This window comes from Streptomyces flavofungini (assembly GCF_041028215.1).
Classification (GTDB): domain Bacteria; phylum Actinomycetota; class Actinomycetes; order Streptomycetales; family Streptomycetaceae; genus Streptomyces; species Streptomyces flavofungini_B.
Window position 1 is genome coordinate 1 of the sequence record NZ_JASKYR010000014.1, and the last position, 20,430, is coordinate 20,430.

Annotated in this window: 17 protein-coding genes and 5 tRNA genes; 13 read left to right on the plus strand and 9 right to left on the minus strand. The window is 70.6% G+C overall.

Going from position 1 to position 20,430, the window contains the following annotated elements; translation table 11 throughout:
- The first annotated feature begins 147 nt into the window (after positions 1–147).
- The 3 genes from AB8Z36_RS02155 (at position 148) to AB8Z36_RS02165 (ending at position 3,090) form a co-directional block, all read left to right on the plus strand.
- Positions 148–987, plus strand: a complete 840-nt coding sequence (locus tag AB8Z36_RS02155) for a DUF4097 family beta strand repeat-containing protein (RefSeq protein ID WP_369211448.1) — start codon at positions 148–150, stop codon at positions 985–987.
- A 290-nt stretch (positions 988–1,277) separates the two neighbouring features.
- Positions 1,278–2,870, plus strand: coding sequence for an acyl-CoA carboxylase subunit beta (locus tag AB8Z36_RS02160; protein ID WP_369211449.1), 1,593 nt, complete (start codon positions 1,278–1,280; stop codon positions 2,868–2,870).
- A 25-nt stretch (positions 2,871–2,895) separates the two neighbouring features.
- Positions 2,896–3,090: an acyl-CoA carboxylase subunit epsilon gene (locus AB8Z36_RS02165; RefSeq protein ID WP_369211450.1), complete on the plus strand. Its 195-nt coding sequence runs from the start codon at positions 2,896–2,898 to the stop codon at positions 3,088–3,090.
- Between the two features lie 70 nt (positions 3,091–3,160).
- Here the strand turns inward: AB8Z36_RS02165 and AB8Z36_RS02170 are convergent, their stop codons facing one another.
- The 8 genes from AB8Z36_RS02170 to AB8Z36_RS02205 all read right to left on the minus strand — a co-directional run bounded on the left by AB8Z36_RS02170 (position 3,161) and on the right by AB8Z36_RS02205 (position 13,845).
- Positions 3,161–3,745 carry a GTP-binding protein gene (locus AB8Z36_RS02170; RefSeq protein WP_030361923.1) on the minus strand — a complete coding sequence of 195 codons (585 nt, stop codon included), beginning with the start codon at positions 3,743–3,745 and terminating at the stop codon, positions 3,161–3,163.
- Positions 3,726–4,316: a DUF742 domain-containing protein gene (locus tag AB8Z36_RS02175; RefSeq protein WP_369211451.1), complete on the minus strand. Its 591-nt coding sequence runs from the start codon at positions 4,314–4,316 to the stop codon at positions 3,726–3,728. Before AB8Z36_RS02175 ends, AB8Z36_RS02170 begins: the two co-directional genes overlap by 20 nt.
- A gap of 95 nt (positions 4,317–4,411) precedes the next feature.
- On the minus strand, positions 4,412–4,825 hold the full coding sequence (locus tag AB8Z36_RS02180) for a roadblock/LC7 domain-containing protein (RefSeq protein ID WP_062779227.1): 414 nt from the start codon (positions 4,823–4,825) through the stop codon (positions 4,412–4,414).
- Positions 4,826–4,835: 10 nt separating this feature from the next.
- A complete protein-coding gene (locus AB8Z36_RS02185; RefSeq protein ID WP_440581837.1) occupies positions 4,836–8,063 on the minus strand; it encodes a nitrate- and nitrite sensing domain-containing protein in 3,228 nt (1,075 codons plus the stop codon).
- A gap of 343 nt (positions 8,064–8,406) precedes the next feature.
- Positions 8,407–8,991 carry a GTP-binding protein gene (locus tag AB8Z36_RS02190; RefSeq protein ID WP_369211452.1) on the minus strand — a complete coding sequence of 195 codons (585 nt, stop codon included), beginning with the start codon at positions 8,989–8,991 and terminating at the stop codon, positions 8,407–8,409.
- Positions 8,972–9,373: a DUF742 domain-containing protein gene (locus AB8Z36_RS02195; protein ID WP_062779230.1), complete on the minus strand. Its 402-nt coding sequence runs from the start codon at positions 9,371–9,373 to the stop codon at positions 8,972–8,974. Before AB8Z36_RS02195 ends, AB8Z36_RS02190 begins: the two co-directional genes overlap by 20 nt.
- Positions 9,374–9,522: 149 nt before the next feature.
- Positions 9,523–9,936 carry a roadblock/LC7 domain-containing protein gene (locus tag AB8Z36_RS02200; protein WP_030787430.1) on the minus strand — a complete coding sequence of 138 codons (414 nt, stop codon included), beginning with the start codon at positions 9,934–9,936 and terminating at the stop codon, positions 9,523–9,525.
- 9 nt (positions 9,937–9,945) lie between these two features.
- Positions 9,946–13,845: a sensor histidine kinase gene (locus AB8Z36_RS02205; protein ID WP_369211453.1), complete on the minus strand. Its 3,900-nt coding sequence runs from the start codon at positions 13,843–13,845 to the stop codon at positions 9,946–9,948.
- A gap of 575 nt (positions 13,846–14,420) precedes the next feature.
- Here AB8Z36_RS02205 and AB8Z36_RS02210 point away from each other — a divergent pair.
- The 9 genes from AB8Z36_RS02210 to AB8Z36_RS02250 all read left to right on the plus strand — a co-directional run bounded on the left by AB8Z36_RS02210 (position 14,421) and on the right by AB8Z36_RS02250 (position 18,966).
- Positions 14,421–14,621, plus strand: coding sequence for a hypothetical protein (locus tag AB8Z36_RS02210; RefSeq protein ID WP_369211454.1), 201 nt, complete (start codon positions 14,421–14,423; stop codon positions 14,619–14,621).
- A 594-nt stretch (positions 14,622–15,215) separates the two neighbouring features.
- A complete protein-coding gene (locus AB8Z36_RS02215; RefSeq protein WP_369211455.1) occupies positions 15,216–16,013 on the plus strand; it encodes a fumarylacetoacetate hydrolase family protein in 798 nt (265 codons plus the stop codon).
- Positions 16,006–17,484 carry a glutamate--tRNA ligase gene (gene gltX / locus AB8Z36_RS02220; RefSeq protein WP_369211456.1) on the plus strand — a complete coding sequence of 493 codons (1,479 nt, stop codon included), beginning with the start codon at positions 16,006–16,008 and terminating at the stop codon, positions 17,482–17,484. The genes AB8Z36_RS02215 and gltX overlap by 8 nt, the downstream gene beginning before the upstream one ends.
- A 118-nt stretch (positions 17,485–17,602) precedes the next feature.
- Complete coding sequence (locus AB8Z36_RS02225; protein WP_369211457.1) at positions 17,603–18,331, plus strand: HAD family hydrolase; 729 nt, start codon at positions 17,603–17,605, stop codon at positions 18,329–18,331.
- 87 nt (positions 18,332–18,418) lie between these two features.
- Positions 18,419–18,490: transfer RNA gene (locus AB8Z36_RS02230), tRNA-Gln, on the plus strand.
- A gap of 40 nt (positions 18,491–18,530) precedes the next feature.
- Positions 18,531–18,603, plus strand: a tRNA-Glu gene (locus tag AB8Z36_RS02235).
- A gap of 62 nt (positions 18,604–18,665) precedes the next feature.
- Positions 18,666–18,738: transfer RNA gene (locus AB8Z36_RS02240), tRNA-Glu, on the plus strand.
- 31 nt (positions 18,739–18,769) lie between these two features.
- Positions 18,770–18,841, plus strand: a tRNA-Gln gene (locus AB8Z36_RS02245).
- Between the two features lie 52 nt (positions 18,842–18,893).
- A tRNA-Glu gene (locus AB8Z36_RS02250) sits at positions 18,894–18,966 on the plus strand.
- Positions 18,967–19,008: 42 nt separating this feature from the next.
- Here the strand turns inward: AB8Z36_RS02250 and AB8Z36_RS02255 are convergent.
- Positions 19,009–19,701: a MerR family transcriptional regulator gene (locus AB8Z36_RS02255; protein ID WP_369211458.1), complete on the minus strand. Its 693-nt coding sequence runs from the start codon at positions 19,699–19,701 to the stop codon at positions 19,009–19,011.
- Positions 19,702–19,807: 106 nt separating this feature from the next.
- Here AB8Z36_RS02255 and AB8Z36_RS02260 point away from each other — a divergent pair, with 106 nt between their 5' ends.
- A complete protein-coding gene (locus tag AB8Z36_RS02260; RefSeq protein ID WP_369211459.1) occupies positions 19,808–20,293 on the plus strand; it encodes a DUF4188 domain-containing protein in 486 nt (161 codons plus the stop codon).
- Positions 20,294–20,430 lie beyond the last annotated feature (137 nt).

Below are 20,430 nucleotides of genomic sequence, written 5' to 3' on the forward strand. Positions count from 1 at the left end.
TCCCAGGGCTTCGGCAACGGCTTCACCGGCTGGGTGCGCTAGGCCACCGCCGCCGCACTCCCGCCGGAGCCACCCCGGCACCACCCAGGACCACTTCACCCCACCCGAGCCGCCAGGGCTCGCCGCAGCCGTCAGGACGGGACCGCCATGCCTGCTTTCGACACTCCACGACCCATCGCCGTCACCGTCACCCTCGACGCCGGAAACGTCAGCGTCGTCGCGGGGGACGGCGAGGAGACGGTCGTGGACGTACGGCCCGGCAGTGAGGGCCGGGAGGCCGATGTCAGGGCCGCCGAGCGCACCCGCGTCGAGTTCTCGGGCGGCGCGCTGCTCGTGAAGGCGCCCAAGGACCGCTCCCTCTTCGGCAAGGGCTCCTCGGTCGACGTGGAGATCACCCTCCCTGCCGGTTCCGGGCTGCGGAGCACCGGCGGGCTGGTCCATCACGTGACCCGGGGGAGCCTCGGGGAGTGCGTGATCAAGGCATCGGCGGGCGACATCCAGGTCGAGCGGGCCACGGAGGTCCGCCTGACCACGGGTCTCGGCGAGGTCGGCGTCGGCCGGGTCGAGGGCTCCGCCGAGGTCACGACCGCCTCCGGCGAGATCCAGGTCGGCGAGGTCACCGGTTCGGCGCTGGTCAAGAACTCCAACGGCGCAGTCAGCCTGGGCCCGGTCGGCGGCACCCTTGAGGTGAAGGCGGCCAACGGCAAGGTCACGGTCGAGCGCGCGGCGGCGGACGTCACGGTCAGGACCGCGAACGGAGCGATCCGCGTGGGGGAGCTGGCGCGCGGCTCGGCGATCCTGGAGACGGCGGCGGGCACGATCGAGTTCGGCATCCCCGAGGGCACGGCGGCCTTCCTCGACGTGCGGACCCGCGCGGGCACGGTCAGCCAGTCGCTGCCCGAGCCCAAGGACGCGAGCGAGCCGACGGACACGCTGAAGGTGCGGGCGCGCACCGGAATCGGCAACATCGCCGTCCATCGCGCCTGAGACGGCGGGCCGGTGCTGTTGTCGGTCCTCACCAATCACCGGGGGTGGCGCGCTACGGTGCCCCCGGGCCCCTTTGTGAGGGGCCTCTCAGCGGAGAGTGACCGTCCGGGACCGGGTCGGCGGCGGCTACCACGCCATCCCTTTGTGGAACCCCTACAGTGAGAGGCGGTCTGAGCAGTCACTTCCCCAGTACCCTCGTCCGCTTCTGTCAGGGGGTGCCAGGAAAACGGCCCGGAGACTGTACGGAGTCGACGGTCCGTTTCCCCGGGGGCGCTCCGTAAGGTCGCTACATGACCGTTTTGGATGAGACCGCCTCCTCCGGGGGCGAGCCCACCGACGCGCGTGGGCGCGTGGCCGAACTGCACGAGATCCGTGCGGAGGCGCTGCGCGGGCCCAGCGAGAAGGCGACCGAGGCGCAGCACGCCAAGGGCAAGCTGACCGCCCGTGAGCGGATCGAGCTGCTCCTCGACCCGGGCTCGTTCCACGAGGTCGAGCAGTTGCGGCGGCACCGCGCCACGGGCTTCGGCCTGGAGGCGAAGAAGCCGTACACCGACGGTGTCATCACGGGCTGGGGCACGGTCGAGGGCCGTACGGTCTTCGTCTACGCGCACGACTTCCGGATCTTCGGCGGCGCGCTCGGTGAGGCGCACGCCACGAAGATCCACAAGATCATGGACATGGCCATCGCGGCCGGTGCCCCGCTGGTCTCACTGAACGACGGCGCGGGCGCCCGTATCCAGGAGGGCGTCAGCGCGCTCGCCGGTTACGGCGGCATCTTCCAGCGCAACACCAAGGCGTCCGGTGTCATCCCGCAGATCAGCGTGATGCTGGGCCCGTGCGCGGGCGGCGCGGCGTACAGCCCGGCGCTCACGGACTTCGTGTTCATGGTCCGTGAGACCTCGCAGATGTTCATCACCGGGCCGGACGTGGTCCGCGCGGTGACGGGCGAGGAGATCACGCAGAACGGCCTGGGCGGCGCCGACGTGCACGCCGAGACCTCCGGCGTCTGCCACTTCGCGTACGACGACGAGGAGACCTGCCTCGCCGAGGTGCGCTACCTCATCGCGATGCTGCCCTCCAACAACCGCGAGAACCCGCCCGCGCACGAGTCGGACGACCCGGCCGACCGCCGCTCGGACGTGCTGCTCGACCTGGTCCCCGCGGACGGCAACCGCCCCTACGACATGGCCAAGGTCATCGAGGAGCTGGTGGACGACGGCGACTACCTGGAGGTCCACGAGCGCTGGGCGCGGAACATCATCTGCGCGCTCGCCCGCCTGGACGGCAAGGTCGTCGGCATCGTCGCCAACCAGCCGCAGGCGCTGGCGGGCGTCCTGGACATCGARGCCTCCGAGAAGGCGGCCCGCTTCGTCCAGATGTGCGACGCCTTCAACATCCCGATCGTCACCCTCCTGGACGTCCCCGGCTTCCTGCCCGGCGTCGACCAGGAACACGGCGGCATCATCCGCCACGGCGCCAAACTCCTCTACGCCTACTGCAACGCCACGGTCCCCCGCATCTCCCTCATCCTGCGCAAGGCGTACGGCGGCGCGTACATCGTCATGGACAGCCAGTCCATCGGCGCCGACCTCACCTACGCCTGGCCCACCAACGAGATCGCCGTCATGGGCGCCGAGGGCGCGGCCAACGTCATCTTCCGCCGCCAGATCGCGGCCGCCGACGACCCCGAGGCCATGCGCGCCCGCATGGTCAAGGAGTACAAGGCCGAGCTGATGCACCCCTACTACGCCGCCGAGCGCGGCCTGGTGGACGACGTCATCGACCCCGCGGAGACCCGCGAGGTCCTGATCGCCAGCCTGGCCATGCTCGCGAACAAGCACGCCGACCTGCCCTCGCGCAAGCACGGCAACCCTCCGCAGTAACCCTGCGCACAAGGAGAGACCCGCAATGACTCCCCCCGACATCCGAGTGGAAAAGGGCCACGCCGAGCCCGAGGAGGTCGCGGCCATCACCGCGATCCTGCTGGCCCGCGCCGCCGCCCAGCCGATGGAGACCACCCCCCGCCGAGGCCGCGACAAGGCCGGCTGGCGCCGTCTTGAGCGCACCCCGGGCTTCCGCGCCCCGCACAGCTGGCAGGGCTGACACAGCGCACGCAGAAGGCCCCGCTTCCCTTCAGGGAGGCGGGGCCTTCTGCGTGCGCGGCGGGGGCGTCCTAGCGGAGCCGGGCCATCAGCGCGTGCTCGACCAGCGTGATCAGCGCGCTCTTGGCGTCCGCGCGGTGGCGGGCGTCCGTGGTGATGATGGGGGTGTCCGGGCCGATCTGCAGGGCTTCGCGGACCTCGTCGGGGGTGTACGGCTGATGGCCGTCGAAGCCGTTGAGGGCGATCACGAAGGGGAGGCCCGAGTTCTCGAAGTAGTCGACCGCGGGGAAGCAGTCGGCGAGGCGGCGGGTGTCCACCAGGACGACCGCCCCGATCGCGCCGCGGACGAGGTCGTCCCACATGAACCAGAAGCGGTCCTGGCCCGGCGTACCGAAGAGGTACAGGATCAGGTCCTGGTCCAGGGTGATGCGGCCGAAGTCCATGGCGACGGTGGTCGTCGTCTTGTCTCCGGTGTGCGTGAGGTCGTCGATGCCCGCGGACGCGGACGTCATGACGGCCTCGGTGCGCAGCGGGTTGATCTCAGAGACCGCCCCGACGAACGTGGTCTTGCCCACGCCGAAGCCGCCCGCCACCACGATTTTCGCGCTGGTGGTGGAGCGGGCTGTTGCTCCGCCGCTAGAGCTTGCGAAGTCCACTGAGCACCCTTTCGAGCAGTGTCACATCTGGCTGGCCGCCGGCGGTCTCGTCGCCGCCGGGCTGGTGAATGGCGACAAGTCCGGCCTCCGCCAGGTCGGCTACGAGGATCCGGGCGACGCCGAGGGGGATGGAGAGGAGCGCCGAGATCTCGGCGACCGACTTGATCTCCCGGCACAAGTTGCAGATGCGCTGATGCTCGGGCAACTGGCCCTGCAACTGGTGCGGTTGTGCGGTGGTGTGCACCAGCGCCTCGATGGCGAGCTGGTAGCGGGGCCTGGTGCGGCCGCCCGTCATGGCGTACGGGCGCACCAGGGGGTTGTTCGCCGACCCCGCGGGCGCCGGTTCGGGGGCGCGCCGCTGGGGCTGTACGGGCTGGATACGGGGCGCGCGCCCCGGCGCACCCTGGTCGTACGGGCGCGGCCCCGGCTGCTGGGGCTGCGCGTACGGCTGCCTGCGGTGGCTCGGTGTGGAGGGGAAGTTGTACCGGTTGGCACCGCCGTCGTACCGGCCGTCCTGGCCGTGACCAGGGGACCAGCTCGCCGATGACGGACCGTCTGGGGGTGTTGCCACGTTGCTTCCTCCTCCAACTGTGCCGGGCACCATCACTGTGGAGCCGCGTCCCGAAACCTTACGGGCACGGGACGCGAAAACGCACCGTCTGTCTGTTAGTTGAGAAGGCTCCCCTGAAGCTCCGCACGCAGGTCCGGTGTGAGAACAGTGCCCGCACGATCGACAAGAAGTGCCATTTCGTACCCAACGAGACCGATGTCCGCATCCGGGTGGGCGAGAACTGCGAGGGAAGAACCGTCGGAAATGGACATGATGAAGAGAAATCCTCGCTCCATCTCCACAACGGTCTGGGTCACCGCGCCCCCCTCGAAGATCCGGGAGGCCCCGGCCGTGAGGGAGGTCAGACCCGACGCGACGGCCGCGAGCTGATCGGCACGGTCGCGCGGGAAGCCTTCGGACATCGCCAGAAGGAGTCCGTCGGCGGAGACCACCACCGTGTGGGACACCCCGGGGGTGTTGTCCACGAAGTTGGTGATCAACCAGTTCAGGTTCTGCGCCGCCTGGCTCATCGGGCTCACACTAACGCTCCTGGTTGTAGGTGCTATCAGGGCTGAAGCCCTGGCCATTCGTGTCACTGCTGGCGGTGCGTCCGCGCTGGACGCCCCGGCGGAGATTGCTCAGCCGGCCCCGCACGTCCTCGGGGTCGCGGGAGACCTGGGGGCCGCCCTGCGGCGTCTGTTCGGCGGTGCCCTCGACCAGATTGGCCTTGGGAACCCGCCGCGGCAGACCGGACGGGGTGACCCCGCCCGCCTTCGGCTCCTTGAGGCGCTCGGCGCGCTGCCAGCGCTCGTCGTTGGACGAACGCCAGTTGTCGGTGCCGGAGTCGCTCTGGTTGTCGTTCGGCTGCGCGGGACCGGCGGGGGCGCTTCCGCTGCCGCCGGGGGCGGACGAACCGCGGCGCGGGAGGCCCGCGTCGGTCATCTCGTGGACGGTGGAAGGGACCGGACCGGGACGGTCGAAGCCTACGCGTTCCGCCTCGTCCGCGTGGTCGGCCCGGGCAGATTCCGGTTCCGGGGCGTACTCGTTCTGGTACCCGCCCTGGTGGCTGTCGCCGGTGGGCCAGTCGTCCTGCTGGGACCGCTCCGGATAGCTGACGGACGCGCCCTGGTAGCCGTCCTGGCCGGGGAAGTACTGCTCATTCCCGTAGCCCTGCTGACCCTGGTCGTAACCGCCCTGCTGATCGTACGAGGGCTGCTGCTGGTCGTAGGCGGGCTGCCCCTGGTCGTAGCCGCCCTGCTGGCCGAAGCCGGGGTTCTGCTCCTCGTACACGGGCGCGTGCTGGTCGTATCCGGCCTGCTGGTCGTAGCCGTACGCGGGCTGTTGCGGGTCGTAGCCGCCCTGCCGCGGCTCCGGCTCGACCTCGTCGCGGAAGAGCGGGCGGTCGTCGCCCGGCTGCTGGGCCTGCGCCTCCAGGGCGGCCCTGCGCTCCTCGCGCATCAGGGAGCGGCCGACCGGGTCGAGCTCCGGCTGTGCCTCGTGGTCACCGTGGTACTGGGTGTCGTCGAAGCCCAGCTCCGCGGCCGTGCGCAGCGGCTCGGCCGCCAGCGCCTGCTGCTCGGGGATGATCTGCGAGACCGTGAACTCGGGGTCCTGGCCCTGCTGCTCGCCACCGCCGCCGTGCGTGATCGCGTCCGGCAGCATGACCAGGGAGGTCGTGCCCGCCTGCTCGCCGGAGGGGCGGAGCTGGACGCGGATGCCGTGCCGGTCGGCGAGGCGCCCGACCACGAACAGGCCCATGCGCTGGGAGATCGCGGCGTCCACGGTCGGCGGGTTGGCCAGCTTGTGGTTGATGTCCGCGAAGTCCTCGGCGGTGAGGCCGATGCCCTTGTCGTGGATCTCGACCATGATCCGGCCGTCGGGCAGCCGCGTCGCGGTCACCCGGACCTTGGTCTGCGGCGAGGAGAACGTGGTCGCGTTCTCCAGGAGCTCGGCGAGCAGGTGCACGAGGTCGGTCACGGCCAGGCCGTGGATCTCGGCCTCCGGCACCCCGGAGAGCTCGATGCGCTCGTACTGCTCCACCTCGGAGGAGGCGGCGCGCAGCACGTCGACCAGCGGGACCGGCTGGTCCCAGCGGCGGCCCGGCTCCTCGCCGGACAGGACCAGGAGGTTCTCGCCGTTGCGGCGCATACGGGTCGCCAGGTGGTCCAGGCGGAAGAGGGACTCCAGCTGGTCCGGGTCGGCCTCGTTGTTCTCCAGGTCGGTGATGAGGGTGAGCTGGCCCTCGATCAGCGACTGGTTGCGGCGCGAGAGGTTGGTGAAGATCGCGTTGATGTTGCCGCGGAGCAGCGCCTGCTCGGCGGCGAGCCGCACGGCCTCGCGGTGCACCTGGTCGAAGGCGCGGGCGACCTCGCCGATCTCGTCCGTGGAGGTGATCGGGATGGGCTCCACGCGGGTGTCGACGCGGCCCGGGTCGGTGCGCGAGAGCTGGTCGACCAGCATCGGCAGCCGCTGCTCGGCTATGCCGAAGGCGGCGGTGCGCAGACGGTGCATCGAGCGGGACATCTGGCGGGCCACGAGCCCGGCCAGGATGAAGGCGGCGAGCAGCGCGAGGACCACGATGGCGCCGGTGATGTAGGCGTTGCGCTGCGCGGTGGCGGCGATGTCGGACGCCTCGTCCACGGCCTTGTCGGCGAGGTCGGACTCGATGGTGCGGTAGGCGTCGAACTTGGCGGACGTGGTGGCCCACCAGGCCTCACGGGTGATGCCCTTGCCCGCCAGCGCGACACGGGCGCTCGGCTGCGTGCTCGACAGGGTGGCGATGGCCGCGACCATCTTCTCCTGCGAGGGCGGCGGGACGAAGGTCTTGCCCTGGGCCTTGGCGTCGGCGGCGGCCTCCTTGGCCTGCTTCTCGCCCGCGGCCGTGAGGTCCTTCCGCGCCTGCTCCAGCTTGGCGACGTCCTCGGGGGTGCCGCCGCCGGTGTACTCCTCGATGGCGATGCGCTCAAGGTAGGCGTACGAGGCGAAGGAGGTGCGCTGGAGGGTCAGCGAGCCGGTGCCGGGGCCGGGCTTGACCAGCAGGTGCGTGCCGATGGACCGCTGGAGCGAGAGCGCGGCCTTGGAGAGCGAGATCGCGTAGACGGTACGGCCGTAGCTGGTGATGTTGCCGGTGCCCAAACCGAGTTCGTTGGCGAACTCCATCAGGGGGTGCTGGATGGCGACGTAGCCCTCTTCGGTCTTCACGCCGCTGAGCTTGGTGGTGTACGCGTTCTGGCGCAGCGGGGCCAGATGGGGCTCGACCTTGCGGAAGCCTTCGAGGCGGCGGTTGAGGCCCTCCTTGTCCGGCATGCTCTCGGCGGCCTTCTTGAACGCGGCGGCGGCCTCGTCCGTGGCCTTGCGGGCCTTGATGACGGCCGGGTCGTTCTTCTTGCCGCTGAGCAGCGGGGCCGCGGTGAGGTCGCGCTCCTCGATGAGGCGGTTGCCGTAGTCGAGGGAGGCCCGCACCAGACGGGCGGTGTTCTCGGCGTCCTGGGCCTCGCTCCAGGTGTCGATGGAGCCCTTCACCTGGAAGCCGCCCATGACGAGACCGACGAGCACGGGTATGAGCAGGATCGCGTTCAGCCTGGTGGGCACACGCCAGTTGCGCGGGGAAAGCCGCCCGCCGGAGGGGGCCGGGGGCTCATTGCCGGATGTGGCGGTCACGTCAACGGGGGACGCCGCTGTACGCGGCGGCGGGGTGAAGTTGCCCCGCGCGTCGTCCCCCGGTGTTCCCGTGGGGGGTGCCGCGGGGCTCGTCTTGCTTCGCCTCACTCGACCAACAACCTCTCGGCGGCGGCACCACTCGCGTTGTGCCGCTGTCGTCTCCAAGGCCCGTGCTACTGGGCAGTTCAGCGCATTCCAGCACGTCAGACGCTGCTCCACCAAACACCGGGAACGGGAAGTTCCGAGTGGTGCAGGCCTCAGATAAATCGGTCATAAAGAGCGAGCCCCGCCAAAAGGCGGGGCTCTTGTGCGCGCAGCGACACCAGATGACCGCGTCGCGTGGCGGTCACCTGGTAATTCTCTGTCGAAACGTTATGAACACGGCGTGCGGTCGTGTCAAAAGACACAGACCGCTCCGTGTTGTCTACGGCAACTACCGTATAAGTCCTGCCTACTTGAGTCGTGCCATAAGTGCGTGCTCGACCAGGGTGATCAGGCCGCTCTTTGCGTCTGCACGGTGTCGGGCGTCGGTCGTGATGATCGGCGTGCCCGGCCCGATCTGGAGCGCCTCGCGGACCTCGTCGGGGGTGTACGGCTGGTGGCCGTCGAAGCCGTTCAGCGCGATGACGAACGGCAGCCCGCTGTTCTCGAAGTAGTCCACCGCGGGGAAGCAGTCGGCCAGGCGCCGGGTGTCCACCAGGACCACGGCCCCGATCGCGCCGCGGACCAGGTCGTCCCACATGAACCAGAAGCGGTCCTGGCCCGGCGTACCGAAGAGGTACAGGATCAGGTCCTGGTCCAGGGTGATGCGGCCGAAGTCCATGGCCACCGTCGTGGTGGTCTTGTCCCCGGTGTGGGTGAGGTCGTCGATGCCCGCGGACGCGGACGTCATGACGGCCTCGGTGCGCAGCGGGTTGATCTCCGAGACGGCCCCCACGAACGTGGTCTTGCCCACGCCGAAGCCGCCCGCCACCACGATCTTGGCAGAGGTGGTGGAACGGCCTGAGTCCGAGCCGTTAGAGCTTGCGAAGTCCACTGAGCACCCTTTCGAGCAGTGTCACGTCAGGCTGGCCGCCGGCGGACTCGTCGCCGCCGGGCTGGTGGATGGCGACAAGTCCGGCCTCCGCCAGGTCCGCCACCAGAATCCGGGCGACGCCGAGCGGCATCGAAAGGAGCGCGGAGACCTCGGCCACCGACTTGACCTCACGGCACAGGTGGCAGATCCGCTGGTGCTCGGGGAGCAGCCCCATGAGCTGCGCCGGGTCGGCCGTGGTGCTCACCAGCGCCTCTATGGCGAGCTGGTAGCGGGGCCGGGTCCGGCCGCCGGTCATCGCATAGGGACGCACCAGCGGCTGGTCGCCTTCCATTCCGTACGAAGCATCGCCGTACGGGTTGTGAGAGGCGGTGGGCGGGGTCATGGATCCTCCGGGCGGGACAGCAGGTTCATCTGCGTGTGCCGTCTGACAGAGCCGGTGGGGGCAGTGTGGCGGCCGGACGGTTGGTCAGTTCGTTCGGTCGGTGGGGCGGCCGAAGGGGCAAGGCGTCGTGCGTACCGGTGCGCTGCGGCCTAGTGGAGCAGGCTGCCTTGCAGCTCGGCGCGGAGGTCCGGGGTGAGGACGGCGCCCGCCCGGTCGACGAGCAGCGCCATCTCGTAACCGACGAGGCCGATGTCGCACTCGGGGTGTGCGAGCACCGCGAGGGAGGAGCCGTCGGAGACCGACATGATGAAGAGGAACCCCCGCTCCATCTCCACCACGGTCTGCGTGACGGTGCCGCCCTCGAAGATCCGGGAGGCCCCGGCCGTCAGGGAGGTCAGCCCGGAGGCGACCGCGGCGAGCTGGTCGGCGCGGTCCCTCGGGAACCCCTCGGACATGGCCAGAAGGAGGCCGTCGGCGGAGACCACGACCGTGTGGGACACCCCGGGGGTGTTGTCCACGAAGTTGGTGATCAACCAGTTCAGATTCTGTGCCGCCTGGCTCATCGGACTCAACTAACGCTCCTGCTGGTGAGTGGGGCGAGGGAAACTGCCGGTCTGGCCGGTGCCGGCCTGGCGACCCTGCTGGATGCCCCGACGGAGATTCGTCAGCCGGCCGCGTACCTCTTCGGGGGCACGCGAGACCTGCGGACCTGTGCTGTCCTGCTGCTGCTGAGCCGTGCCCGCGACCAGGTTGGCCCGCGGGACGCGGCGCGGCAGACCGGATGTGGTGACGCCGCCCGCGGAGGGCTGCCGGACGCGCTCGGCCTGGCGGCCCAGCTCGTCGTTGGGGGAGGTGCGCCAGTTCGAGGAGGCCGAGGCTCCCGCGCCGTTCCCGGCGCCCGCTTCGGCCGGCGCGGCGGACGGCTCCTGGCCGGCCGGGCGCGAGGGCAGCGGACGGGAGGGCAGCGGACGCGAGGGCTGCGGGCCCTGCGGCTGCTGCGGCGCCTGCTCGGGGGCCTGGCGGTGCTGCTGCGGGCTCCGCTGCGGCTCCTGGCGCCGACCGTGCTGCTGGTCGTACTGCTGGTCGAACTGCTGACCGTGCTGCGGCTCCTGCTGCCGCTCGGGCTGACGGCCCTGCTGTTGCTGCTGGAACCAGTTGGTCTCCAGCGTGTCGTACAGCGGAGTCGGTCCGTCGCCGAAACCGGCGTCGGGCGGCAGGGGCGCCTCCAGCTCCGAGGGCAGACCGTGTTGCGGCTGCTGGGATTGCTGGGGCTGCTGTCGGCCCGGCTGCTGCTGGTTCTGGTGCGGCGGCCGGTGCTGCGGGTCCTGCTGCTGCGACTGGTCCTGCTGCTGGGACCGCTGCGGCTGCTGCGGCTGCTGGGGGAAGCCCTGCTGCTGGTCGCCCTGGCCCCGGCGGGGGGCCGGCGGGCGCGGCACGGTGTAGTCGGGCATCTCCCGGTTGCCGTGCCGGACGGGGCCGTTGCCCTGGTCCTGCTGCTGGGGCTGCCGGTCCTGCTGCGGGGCCTGCCGGACGTCGGCCGGGTTGCCGAAGACGTCCGAGCGGACGAACTGGCCCGTGGCACCCGCGTCCTGCGGCGTCTGCGGGCCGGGCGGCGGCGCGTCGAAGTCCGGGCGGGGGAACTCCGCGGTGGAGCCGGGGCCCTGCCGGTCGTCGGCGGGCAGCCCGGGCTGCGGGTACTGCCCGGTGGACTCGTGCTCCTCGTGGCCGCGCGGGGCGTCGAAGGGCTCGCGCGCCACCTGCGGCTGCGCGTTCTCGTCGCTCCAACTGGGCGTACGGGGCTGCGGGTTGCCGCCGGGCAGCTCGGCACGCGGACCCCCGCGCGGCGGAAGCTGCGGACGACGACCCTGGTCACCGGCGTCGGCCGGCGGGTTCATGGCGTTCGTGCGCTGCTGCGGGACCGGCGGCTGCTGGGCCCCGCCGCGGCCGCCCTGCGGTGCCTGCGGCTGCTGGCCGAGGGGCGCGCCCGCCGGACGCTGCTGACCGGTGTCCCTGGAGGGCAGCGCGGCCCGCGGTCCCGAACCGGCGACCTGCTGGCGCGGACCACCGGCACCGGCACCCGGCCGGCCGGGAGCACCGGCGCCGGGACCGCTGCCGAGGGCGGGACCGCCGCGGCCGGGACCACCGGAGGGGCCGGGGCCCTGGCCGAGCGCGGGACCGGCGTTGCCCGCGCCGACACCGCGGCGCGCGGCGGCGGCACCGGCCGAGGCCTGGGCGGCGGCGGGACCACCGGTCGGGCCGGGGCCACCGGGCTTGCCGGGAGCCTTCTTGCCGCCCTGGGCGACGTCGACGGGCAGCATGACGAGGGCCGTCGTGCCACCGGAGTCGGAGGGGCGGAGCTGGATGCGGATGCCGTGGCGCTGCGAGAGGCGGCCGACCACGAACAGACCCATGCGGCGGGAGACGGAGACGTCCACGGTGGGCGGCGACGCGAGCCGCTCGTTGATCGCGGCGAGGTCCTCGGGGGAGAGGCCGATGCCGGTGTCGTGGATCTCGATCAGGACGCGGCCGTCGGGCAGCGCGTGACCGGTGACCTTCACCTTGGTCTGCGGCGAGGAGAACGATGTCGCGTTCTCCAGGAGCTCGGCGAGGAGGTGCACGAGGTCGTTGACCACGCGTCCCGCGACCTCGGTCGAGGGCACCGCGGAGAGCTCGATGCGCTCGTACTGCTCCACCTCGGAGGCGGCGGCGCGCAGCACGTCGACGAGCGGCACGGGCCGCGTCCAGCGGCGGCCCGGCTCCTCACCTGCGAGGACGAGGAGGTTCTCGCCGTTACGGCGCATACGGGTCGCGAGGTGGTCGAGCTTGAACAGCGAGGAGAGCTGGTCGGGGTCGGCCTCGCGCGACTCCAGCTCGGAGATGAGCGAGAGCTGACGCTGGATGAGGCCCTGCGAGCGGCGCGAGAGGTTGGTGAACATCGCGTTGACGTTGCCCCGCAGAAGGGCCTGCTCGGCGGCGAGGCGGACGGCCTCGCGGTGCACGTCGTCGAAGGCCGCGGCCACCTGGCCGATCTCGTCCCTGGAGTGCACACCGACGGACTCGACGGAGGTGTCGACGTCCTGCGGGTCGGACTCGGAGAGCTGCTTGACGAGCTCGGGCAGGCGGTCCTGGGCGACCCTGGTCGCGGTGTCCTGGAGGCGGCGCAGCGAGCGGATCATGGACCGGGCCACGACGAACGCGCCGACCAGCGAGACGCCGAGCACGAGCAGGATCAGCGCACCGTTGAGGATGGCCGACTGCTCCGACTCGTTGCGCAGCTCGCGGGCCTTCTGCTCCATCTCGCCGAGCAGCGTGAGCTCGATCTTCGACATCGCGTCGATCTTGGTCGTGTCGTTGTCGACCCAGTCCTTGTAGGACCGCTTCTGCTGGAGCTTGATGCCGCCCTCTTGTTCGAGGACGCGCTTGGCGTACTCGTTGGCTTCCTTGATGCCCGCGTTGCCGCCGTCGATGGGCTTGGTCAGCTCGTCGGGGTTACCGGCGTAGATCTTGCTGAACGAGACCAGCTCCGAACGCTCCTTGGCGTTGGCGCTGAGACCGAAGGTGCGGTCCGTCTCGGAGATCTTGCCGTAGTCGCTGTCGTTCGCGGGCAGGGCGGCGGCGATGATCGCGCGCTGCACCGACGCGTACTCCTTGGCCGAGGAGAAGGCGGCCAGGGCGCGGGTGCGCTGGATCATCTCGGGGTTGGACGTCGCCTGCGCCATGTCCTGCGACAACGCGAGGAGCTGCTCGACGAGCTGGCTGTAGGCCTCGACCGTCTGCGAGGTCGACTTCGGGTCCTTGTAGGCGTCCTTGCGGACCTTGTTGATGCCCTGGAGCTGCTGGGTGATCTGGACGGCGCTGTGGCGGACGCCGAGCAGGCCGTTCTCGCCGTCGGTGTCGTTGAGGTCCTGGGTGCCCCGGAGGAAGTCGCGGTAGACCCGGTCGGTCTTCTCGCGGGCGCCCTTGACCGTGTAGTCCGTCGCCTTGGCGCCGTGCGCGAGGGGACCGGCCGACTTGTCGCGCTCCTCCTGGAGCGCCACGGCGAGCGCGGTCGCCTGCTTGGTCATGTCCGTCAGCAGCTTCATGTTGTCGAGCTGCTGGATCTCGTCGAGGGACGAGTTGATGCGGAGCCCGCCGAGCGTGGTCGCGGTGATCACGGGGAGCGCGAGCAGCGAGACCAGGCGGGTGGAGATGCGCCAGTTGCGCAGGGCTATTCGGGAGCCGGGGCCGGTGGGCGCCTTGGCGCCCGTCGAGCCCTTGCCCTTGGTGTCCTTGGCGGGGGGAGCCGCCGGGCCGCCGCCCGTGACGCCCTGGCGCGCGGCGGGGCCGCTGTCGCCGGGCGCGCCCGGACCGGGGTTCTGGGCGTGCTGGGGCGAGGAGCCGCGGTCGTTCCCGCCGCGCTCCGGCTCCGCCGCGGCTTCGCCTCGGCCGGCCTGGGGAGACCCCTTGCCATCCCTCTTGAAACGTCCCTGCACTAGCGTCGCAACCTCTGGACCAGGCGTCCTGCCGTGTGACGGCGGGACGGTGTCGGCGTCGTGGGGCGCGAAACGCCCCATGGGTGGTCGTTGAGTGACCGGCGCTGCTCCCCCTTCCCGCCGCCACTCGGCGCTGCGTTGCGCCCCTGCGCGCCGGTTCGATCCCGCGGCGGTCCCGGGAATTCCAGCACAGTGCAGGATCTCCAACAAGGCCCGTGTGCCGCACCTCGAAAGGGGTGACGCGGCGTGAGTGGGGTGTCACGAGACGTAGAAAGTGATCTAGGGGAAAACGGACATTGCCCCACGTAGCTCCTACGGGGAGGGGGTGTCCCAGTCTTCATGATCAGGAGCGGAATGGTGCCTTCAGTGGCGCAATGTCCGTTTCTAAAGGCGTGAAGTCGCGTGCGAATTGACCCTTTTGCCCGCTAGCTCGTGAGCAAACTCACACGAAGATCATGGCGTCTTCCGGACTTTGGCCGGGAATTGGATGTTTAGCCTGACGCTTTACAGGGATGGCGAATCCGACAAGCTGCGCCCGTCAGACGGCGCCCCGACCGACAGGGTCAGAACAGCAGATGAAGACTGTGCACTCGACGATGTTCCGAAACATAGCCAACCCGCGCCGCACCACCCTCGCGCACCTCACGGACGCCGACGGCGTCCAGGCGGCACCGGAGCAGCCCCAGCACGCAGTCGAACTCCCGACCCAGACCGCGAACCCCAAGCGCACGGTCCTGATGGTCGCCCCACAGCCGCCGACCCCGACGTCCGCCTGAGGATCCGGGCCGCCGGGAAAATCTGACCCCGTCCGGCGCTTGGGGACGGGCCGCGCAGCGGCGACTGCCTGGGTGAGACGCCGGGTGCGGGGAGATGTCAGCCCGTCCGGCGTTTGAGGACGGGCCGCGCAGCGGCGACGGGCCGAGGTGAGACGCCGGGTGCGGGAAATTCCGAGCCTGTCCGGCGCTTGGGGACGGGCCGCGCMSCGGCGACTGCCKGGGTGAGACGCCGGGTGCGGGGAGATGTCAGCCCGTCCGGCGTTTGAGGACGGGCCGCGCAGCGGCGACGGGCCGAGGTGAGACGCCGGGTGCGGGAAATTCCGAGCCTGTCCGGCGCTTGGGGACGGGCCGCGCCCCGGCGACTGCCGGGGTGAGACGTCGGGTGCGGGGAGATGTCAGCCCGTCCGGCGTTTGAGGACGGGCCGCGCAGCGGCGACAGCCGGAGGCGAGACGCCGGGGGCCGGGAAACTCAGGGGGAGCCCGGCGCCGCCCGGAGGCGAGACCCCGGGCCCAGGCAGGGCAAGCCGTCAGCGGGCCGCAGGCCACCGCGTTAGCCTGAGATGTCAGACCGCAACCACCTCAAGAGGCTCAAGCGTGCGTATCGCCAGGTTCTCCATCGACGGCAATGTCGGCTACGGCGTGGTGGAGGGAGAGGGCGCCCCCGGCAAAGAGGGTGAGCTCGTCCTCGACATCATCAAGGGCATCCCGTACGCCGACTTCGAGCTGTCCGGCACCAAGGTCCCGCTGAGCAAGGTCCGCCTGCTGCCGCCGGTACTGCCGAACAAGATCGTGGCCTACGGCCGCAACTACCGGGAGCACGCGGCGGAGCTCGGCCACGACGTGCCCGACGTCCCCTTCGCCTTCCTCAAGCCGTCCACCTCGCTGGTCGGCTCCGGCGACGCCATCACGTACCCCTCCTTCTCCGAGGAGCTGCACCACGAGGCCGAGCTGGCCGTGGTCATCGGCCGCATGTGCCGGGAGGTCCCGCGCGAGCGGGTCAAGGACGTGATCTTCGGCTACACCTGCGCGAACGACGTCACCGCACGCGACGTGCAGCGCCGCGAGAAGCAGTGGGCCCGCGCCAAGGGCTTCGACGGCGCCTGCCCGCTGGGCCCCTGGGTGGAGACGGAACTGGACCTCGCGGCGGCGGGCGACCTCACGATCCAGTGCACGGTCAACGGGCAGCAGCGCCAGCTCGGCCGCACCAGCGAGATGATCCACTCCATCGAGGATCTGATCGTCAACATCTCCGAGGCCATGACGCTGCTCCCCGGCGACGTCATCCTCACGGGCACCCCGGCAGGGGTCGGCCCGCTCAACGTCGGCGACGAGGTCGCCGTCACCATCGAAGGCATCGGCACTCTCACCAACAAGGTGATCAAGCGTGGCTAACGCGACCCCCGTACGCGTACGGTTCTGTCCCTCCCCGACCGGCAACCCCCATGTGGGCCTGGTCCGCACCGCCCTCTTCAACTGGGCCTACGCCCGGCACAACGAGGGCACCCTGGTCTTCCGCATCGAGGACACCGACGCGGCCCGTGACTCCGAGGAGTCCTACGAGCAGCTCCTGGACTCGATGCGCTGGCTGGGCTTCGACTGGGACGAGGGCCCCGAGGTCGGCGGCCCGCACGCGCCGTACCGCCAGTCGCAGCGCATGGACATCTACAAGGAGATCGCCCAGAAGCTCCTGGACAGTGGCAACGCCTACCCGTGCTACTGCACCACCGAGGAGCTCGACGCCCGCCGCGAGGCCGCCCGCGCCGCGGGCAGGCCGTCCGGCTACGACGGGCTCTGCCGCACGCTGACCGCCGAGCAGATCCAGGCGTACGAGGCCGAGGGCCGCAGCCACATCGTCCGCTTCCGGATGCCGGACGAGGCCACCACCTTCACCGACCTGGTCCGCGGCGAGATCACCGTCCAGGCGGAGAACGTCACCGACTACGGCATCGTGCGCGCCAACGGCGCCCCGCTGTACACGCTGGTCAACCCCGTCGACGACGCCCTGATGGAGATCACCCACGTCCTGCGCGGCGAGGACCTGCTCTCCTCCACGCCCCGGCAGATCGCCCTCTACAAGGCGCTGATCGACCTGGGCGTCGCCAAGACGATCCCCCAGTTCGGCCACCTGCCGTACGTCATGGGCGAGGGCAACAAAAAGCTCTCCAAGCGCGACCCGCAGGCGTCCCTGAACCTCTACCGCGAGCGCGGCTTCCTGCCCGAGGGCCTGCTGAACTACCTCTCCCTCCTGGGCTGGTCGTTCTCCGCCGACCAGGACGTCTTCACGATCCCGGAGATGGTCGCCAAGTTCGACCTCGCGGATGTGAACTCCAACCCGGCCCGCTTCGACCTGAAGAAGGCCGAGGCGATCAACGCCGACCACATCCGCATGCTGGACGTGAAGACCTTCGCCGAGGCCTGCGAGCCCTGGCTGCGCGCCCCGCACGCCAACTGGGCGCCCGAGGAGTTCGACGAGGCCGCCTGGCAGGCCATCGCGCCGCACGCGCAGACCCGCCTGAAGGTCCTCTCCGAGATCACGGCCAATGTGGACTTCCTCTTCCGCGCGGAGCCGGTCTTCGACGAGCCGTCCTGGACGAAGGCGATGAAGGAGGGCTCCGACGCCCTGCTGCGCACCGCCCGCGCCAAGCTGGACGCGGCCGACTGGAGCTCCCCGGAGTCCCTCAAGGACGCCGTCCTCGCGGCGGGCGAGGAGCACGGCCTCAAGCTCGGCAAGGCCCAGGCCCCGGTCCGCGTCGCCGTCACCGGCCGCACGGTCGGCCTGCCCCTCTTCGAGTCCCTGGAGATCCTGGGCAGGGAGAAGACCCTGGCCCGCATCGACGCGGCCCTGGCGAAGCTCACCGCCTGACCGGCGGGCGTACGCCGACGAAGGACCCGGAAGCCGCCACGGCTCCCGGGTCCTTCGCATACGCCGGGCCGGGTCCTCCGCTTACGCAGGGCCGTGCCGTTCGATTACCGTCGCTGCCATGCCGATCAAAGCCGTGGTCTGGGACATCGACGACACGATCTTCGACTACGCGCGTGCCGACACCACCGGCATGCACGCCCACCTCACCGCCGAGGGGCTCCTTGAGCGGTACGAGTCCGCCGAGCGGGCGCTCGCCCGGTGGAAGGAGCTGACCGAGCTGCACTGGGCCCGCTTCGGCGCCGGGGGAGTGACCTTCGAGCAGCAGCGGCGGGACCGGGTGCGGGACTTCCTTCAGGCCCCGGACCTCGCCGACCCCGACGTCGACGCCTGGTTCGGCCGCTACGTGGGGCATTACGAATCGGCCTGGTCCCTCTTCCCCGACACCCTGCCCGCCCTGGACGCCCTCGCCGACGGCTACCGCCACGCGGTGCTCTCCAACTCCGCCCTCGTCGTCCAGGACCGCAAGCTGCGCGTCCTCGGTGTGCGCGACCGCTTCGAGGCCGTCCTGTGCGCCGCCGACCTCGGCGTCTCCAAACCGGCCGCGGAGGCCTTCCTCGCGGTCTGCACGCACCTCGGCCTCGCTCCCGCCGAGATCGCCTACGTCGGTGACCAGCCGGAGATCGACGCCAGGGGCGCGAGGGACGCGGGACTCCTCGGCGTCTGGCTCGACCGCGAGGGCTCGGCGGGCGAGGGGCCGTCTGGTGTGCACCGCATCCGGGACCTCTCCGAGCTCCCCGCGCTGCTGCGGGGGGATACCCGTTTTGGAGCGCCGTCCACCTTCGGGTAATGTTCTTCCTGCGCCGCCCGAGAGGGCCGAAAGGTCCGGCCGGGAAGCGTAAGTCAAACAAAACCCCGTCAAGGGGTGGCGCTTTGATGGCCTATGGTGTAATTGGCAGCACGACGGTTTCTGGTTCCGTTAGTCTAGGTTCGAGTCCTGGTAGGCCAGCTCGCAGAGCTCATCTGCATATCGCGGACATAGTCCGCAGGCCCCCGTTGTGTAGCGGCCTAGCACGCCGCCCTCTCAAGGCGGTAGCGCCGGTTCGAATCCGGTCGGGGGTACAGATCCTTCCCGCGGGGACAGATCGGGTCGCACCCACTGTCACTGATGCAGGATCGCTAGGGCCCCCGTTGTGTAGCGGCCTAGCACGCCGCCCTCTCAAGGCGGTAGCGCCGGTTCGAATCCGGTCGGGGGTACTGTCGGTACTAGACCTGGTCTAGACCACATTGGGCTATGGTGTAATTGGCAGCACGACGGTTTCTGGTTCCGTTAGTTTAGGTTCGAGTCCTGGTAGCCCAGCGCAGTAACTGATCTTGTCAAGCCACTCCGTGGCCCGTACGAGATCGCTAGAGCCCCCGTTGTGTAGCGGCCTAGCACGCCGCCCTCTCAAGGCGGTAGCGCCGGTTCGAATCCGGTCGGGGGTACAGAAACGGCAAGGGGCCTTCCCGTCAGGGAGGGCCCCTTCGTCATGCCCGGGTGGAGTCGTCCGGCTCGGAGAGGGCGCGCCCTTCGGAGCCGTCCCGCCGGTAGCGGCGGTCGGACTCCTCGGCCTGTGCGATGCGGCGCAGACTCAGCAGCACCGGCTCGTACAGCACCGTCAGCGCCACCGCCGCCTCCAGCTGCTCGTCCGGCGACTCGTACCGCTCGATCAAGTCCAGGTCGGCGGTGGCCAGTTGCGCGCCCGCGCGGGCGTAGGGCGCCAGGTCGTCCACCGAGCACGGGTAACCGAGCCGCGCCAGCGTGACCACGGAGGTCACCAGCATCCGGTAGGCGGGGGACTCGGACCCGTACTCCCGCGCGTGCGCCCAGCCGAGGCGGGCGATGAGCTCGTCCACCGTGCGGTGCGCGTCCTCCCGCGCCGTCTCGTCGGCGTCCGGCTCGGGGCCGTGCGGCAGCGCCCGGACCGCCGTGCCGAGCCGGGAGCTGTGGTCCAGGGACTCGTCCTCCAGGGCGGCGAGCACCTCGCGCGCCGACGCGATCGGCACCCGGCCCACTTGGACGAGGGCCCGCACCAGGCGGAGCCGCTGGAGATGCGTCTCGTCGTACTCGGCCTGGGTCGCGCTGACGCGGCGGCCGGGCGGGAGCAGCCCCTCGCGCAAGTAGTACTTGATCGTGGCCGTGGGGACCGCGCCGCGCCGGCTCAGCTCCGCCAGTCTCATCTCGTCGTGCCTCCTCTTGCGCTCCCTATTGGAGAGTGGCACTATCTAAGCATGGATAGCGACGCTATCCAATGTTCGGCCAGGGCTCTGTTGAGGGGGAAGTGTCATGAGCGGCAAGCCGATCGAAGGGCGCACGACCGCGGCGGCGGAAGGGGGCGTGGTCGTCTTCCACATAGGCATGCGCATCAACAACTTCCGTGCCGTACGGAGCTGGTGGCCCGTGTTCCTCGCGATGCCGCGCATGCTCAAGGAGCTGTCGCGGGACAAGGGGAGCGGCCTGCTGGGGTACCGGCTGCTGTTCGGCGGCACCCGCCTGCTGTACGTGGTGCAGTACTGGGAGTCGCACGAGAAGCTGCTCGCCTACTCGGCGGCGCCCGACAAGGCGCACCGCCCGGCGTGGGCGGCCTTCAACCGGCGCATCCGGGAAGGCAGGGGAAAGGTCGGCTTCTGGCACGAGACCTATCTCGTGCCGGCCGGCGCCCATGAGGCGGTCTATGTGAACATGCCCGCCTTCGGCCTGGGCCAGGCGACCGGGGTCGTCCCGGTGGGCCGCCGCGGCGACCGGGCGGCCGACCGCCTCAAGGCGGTCTGAGGCTGTCGGAAAGGTCTGCGGGCCTGGGGGGAGAGAGAAGCCCGTCGGAAGGGTCACGAGAGGGCCTGAAGCCCCCGTGAGGGGGTGCGCATGACCGGAGGGGCCGCCGCGGCGTTGGGGCGGTCCCTCCGGCCGTG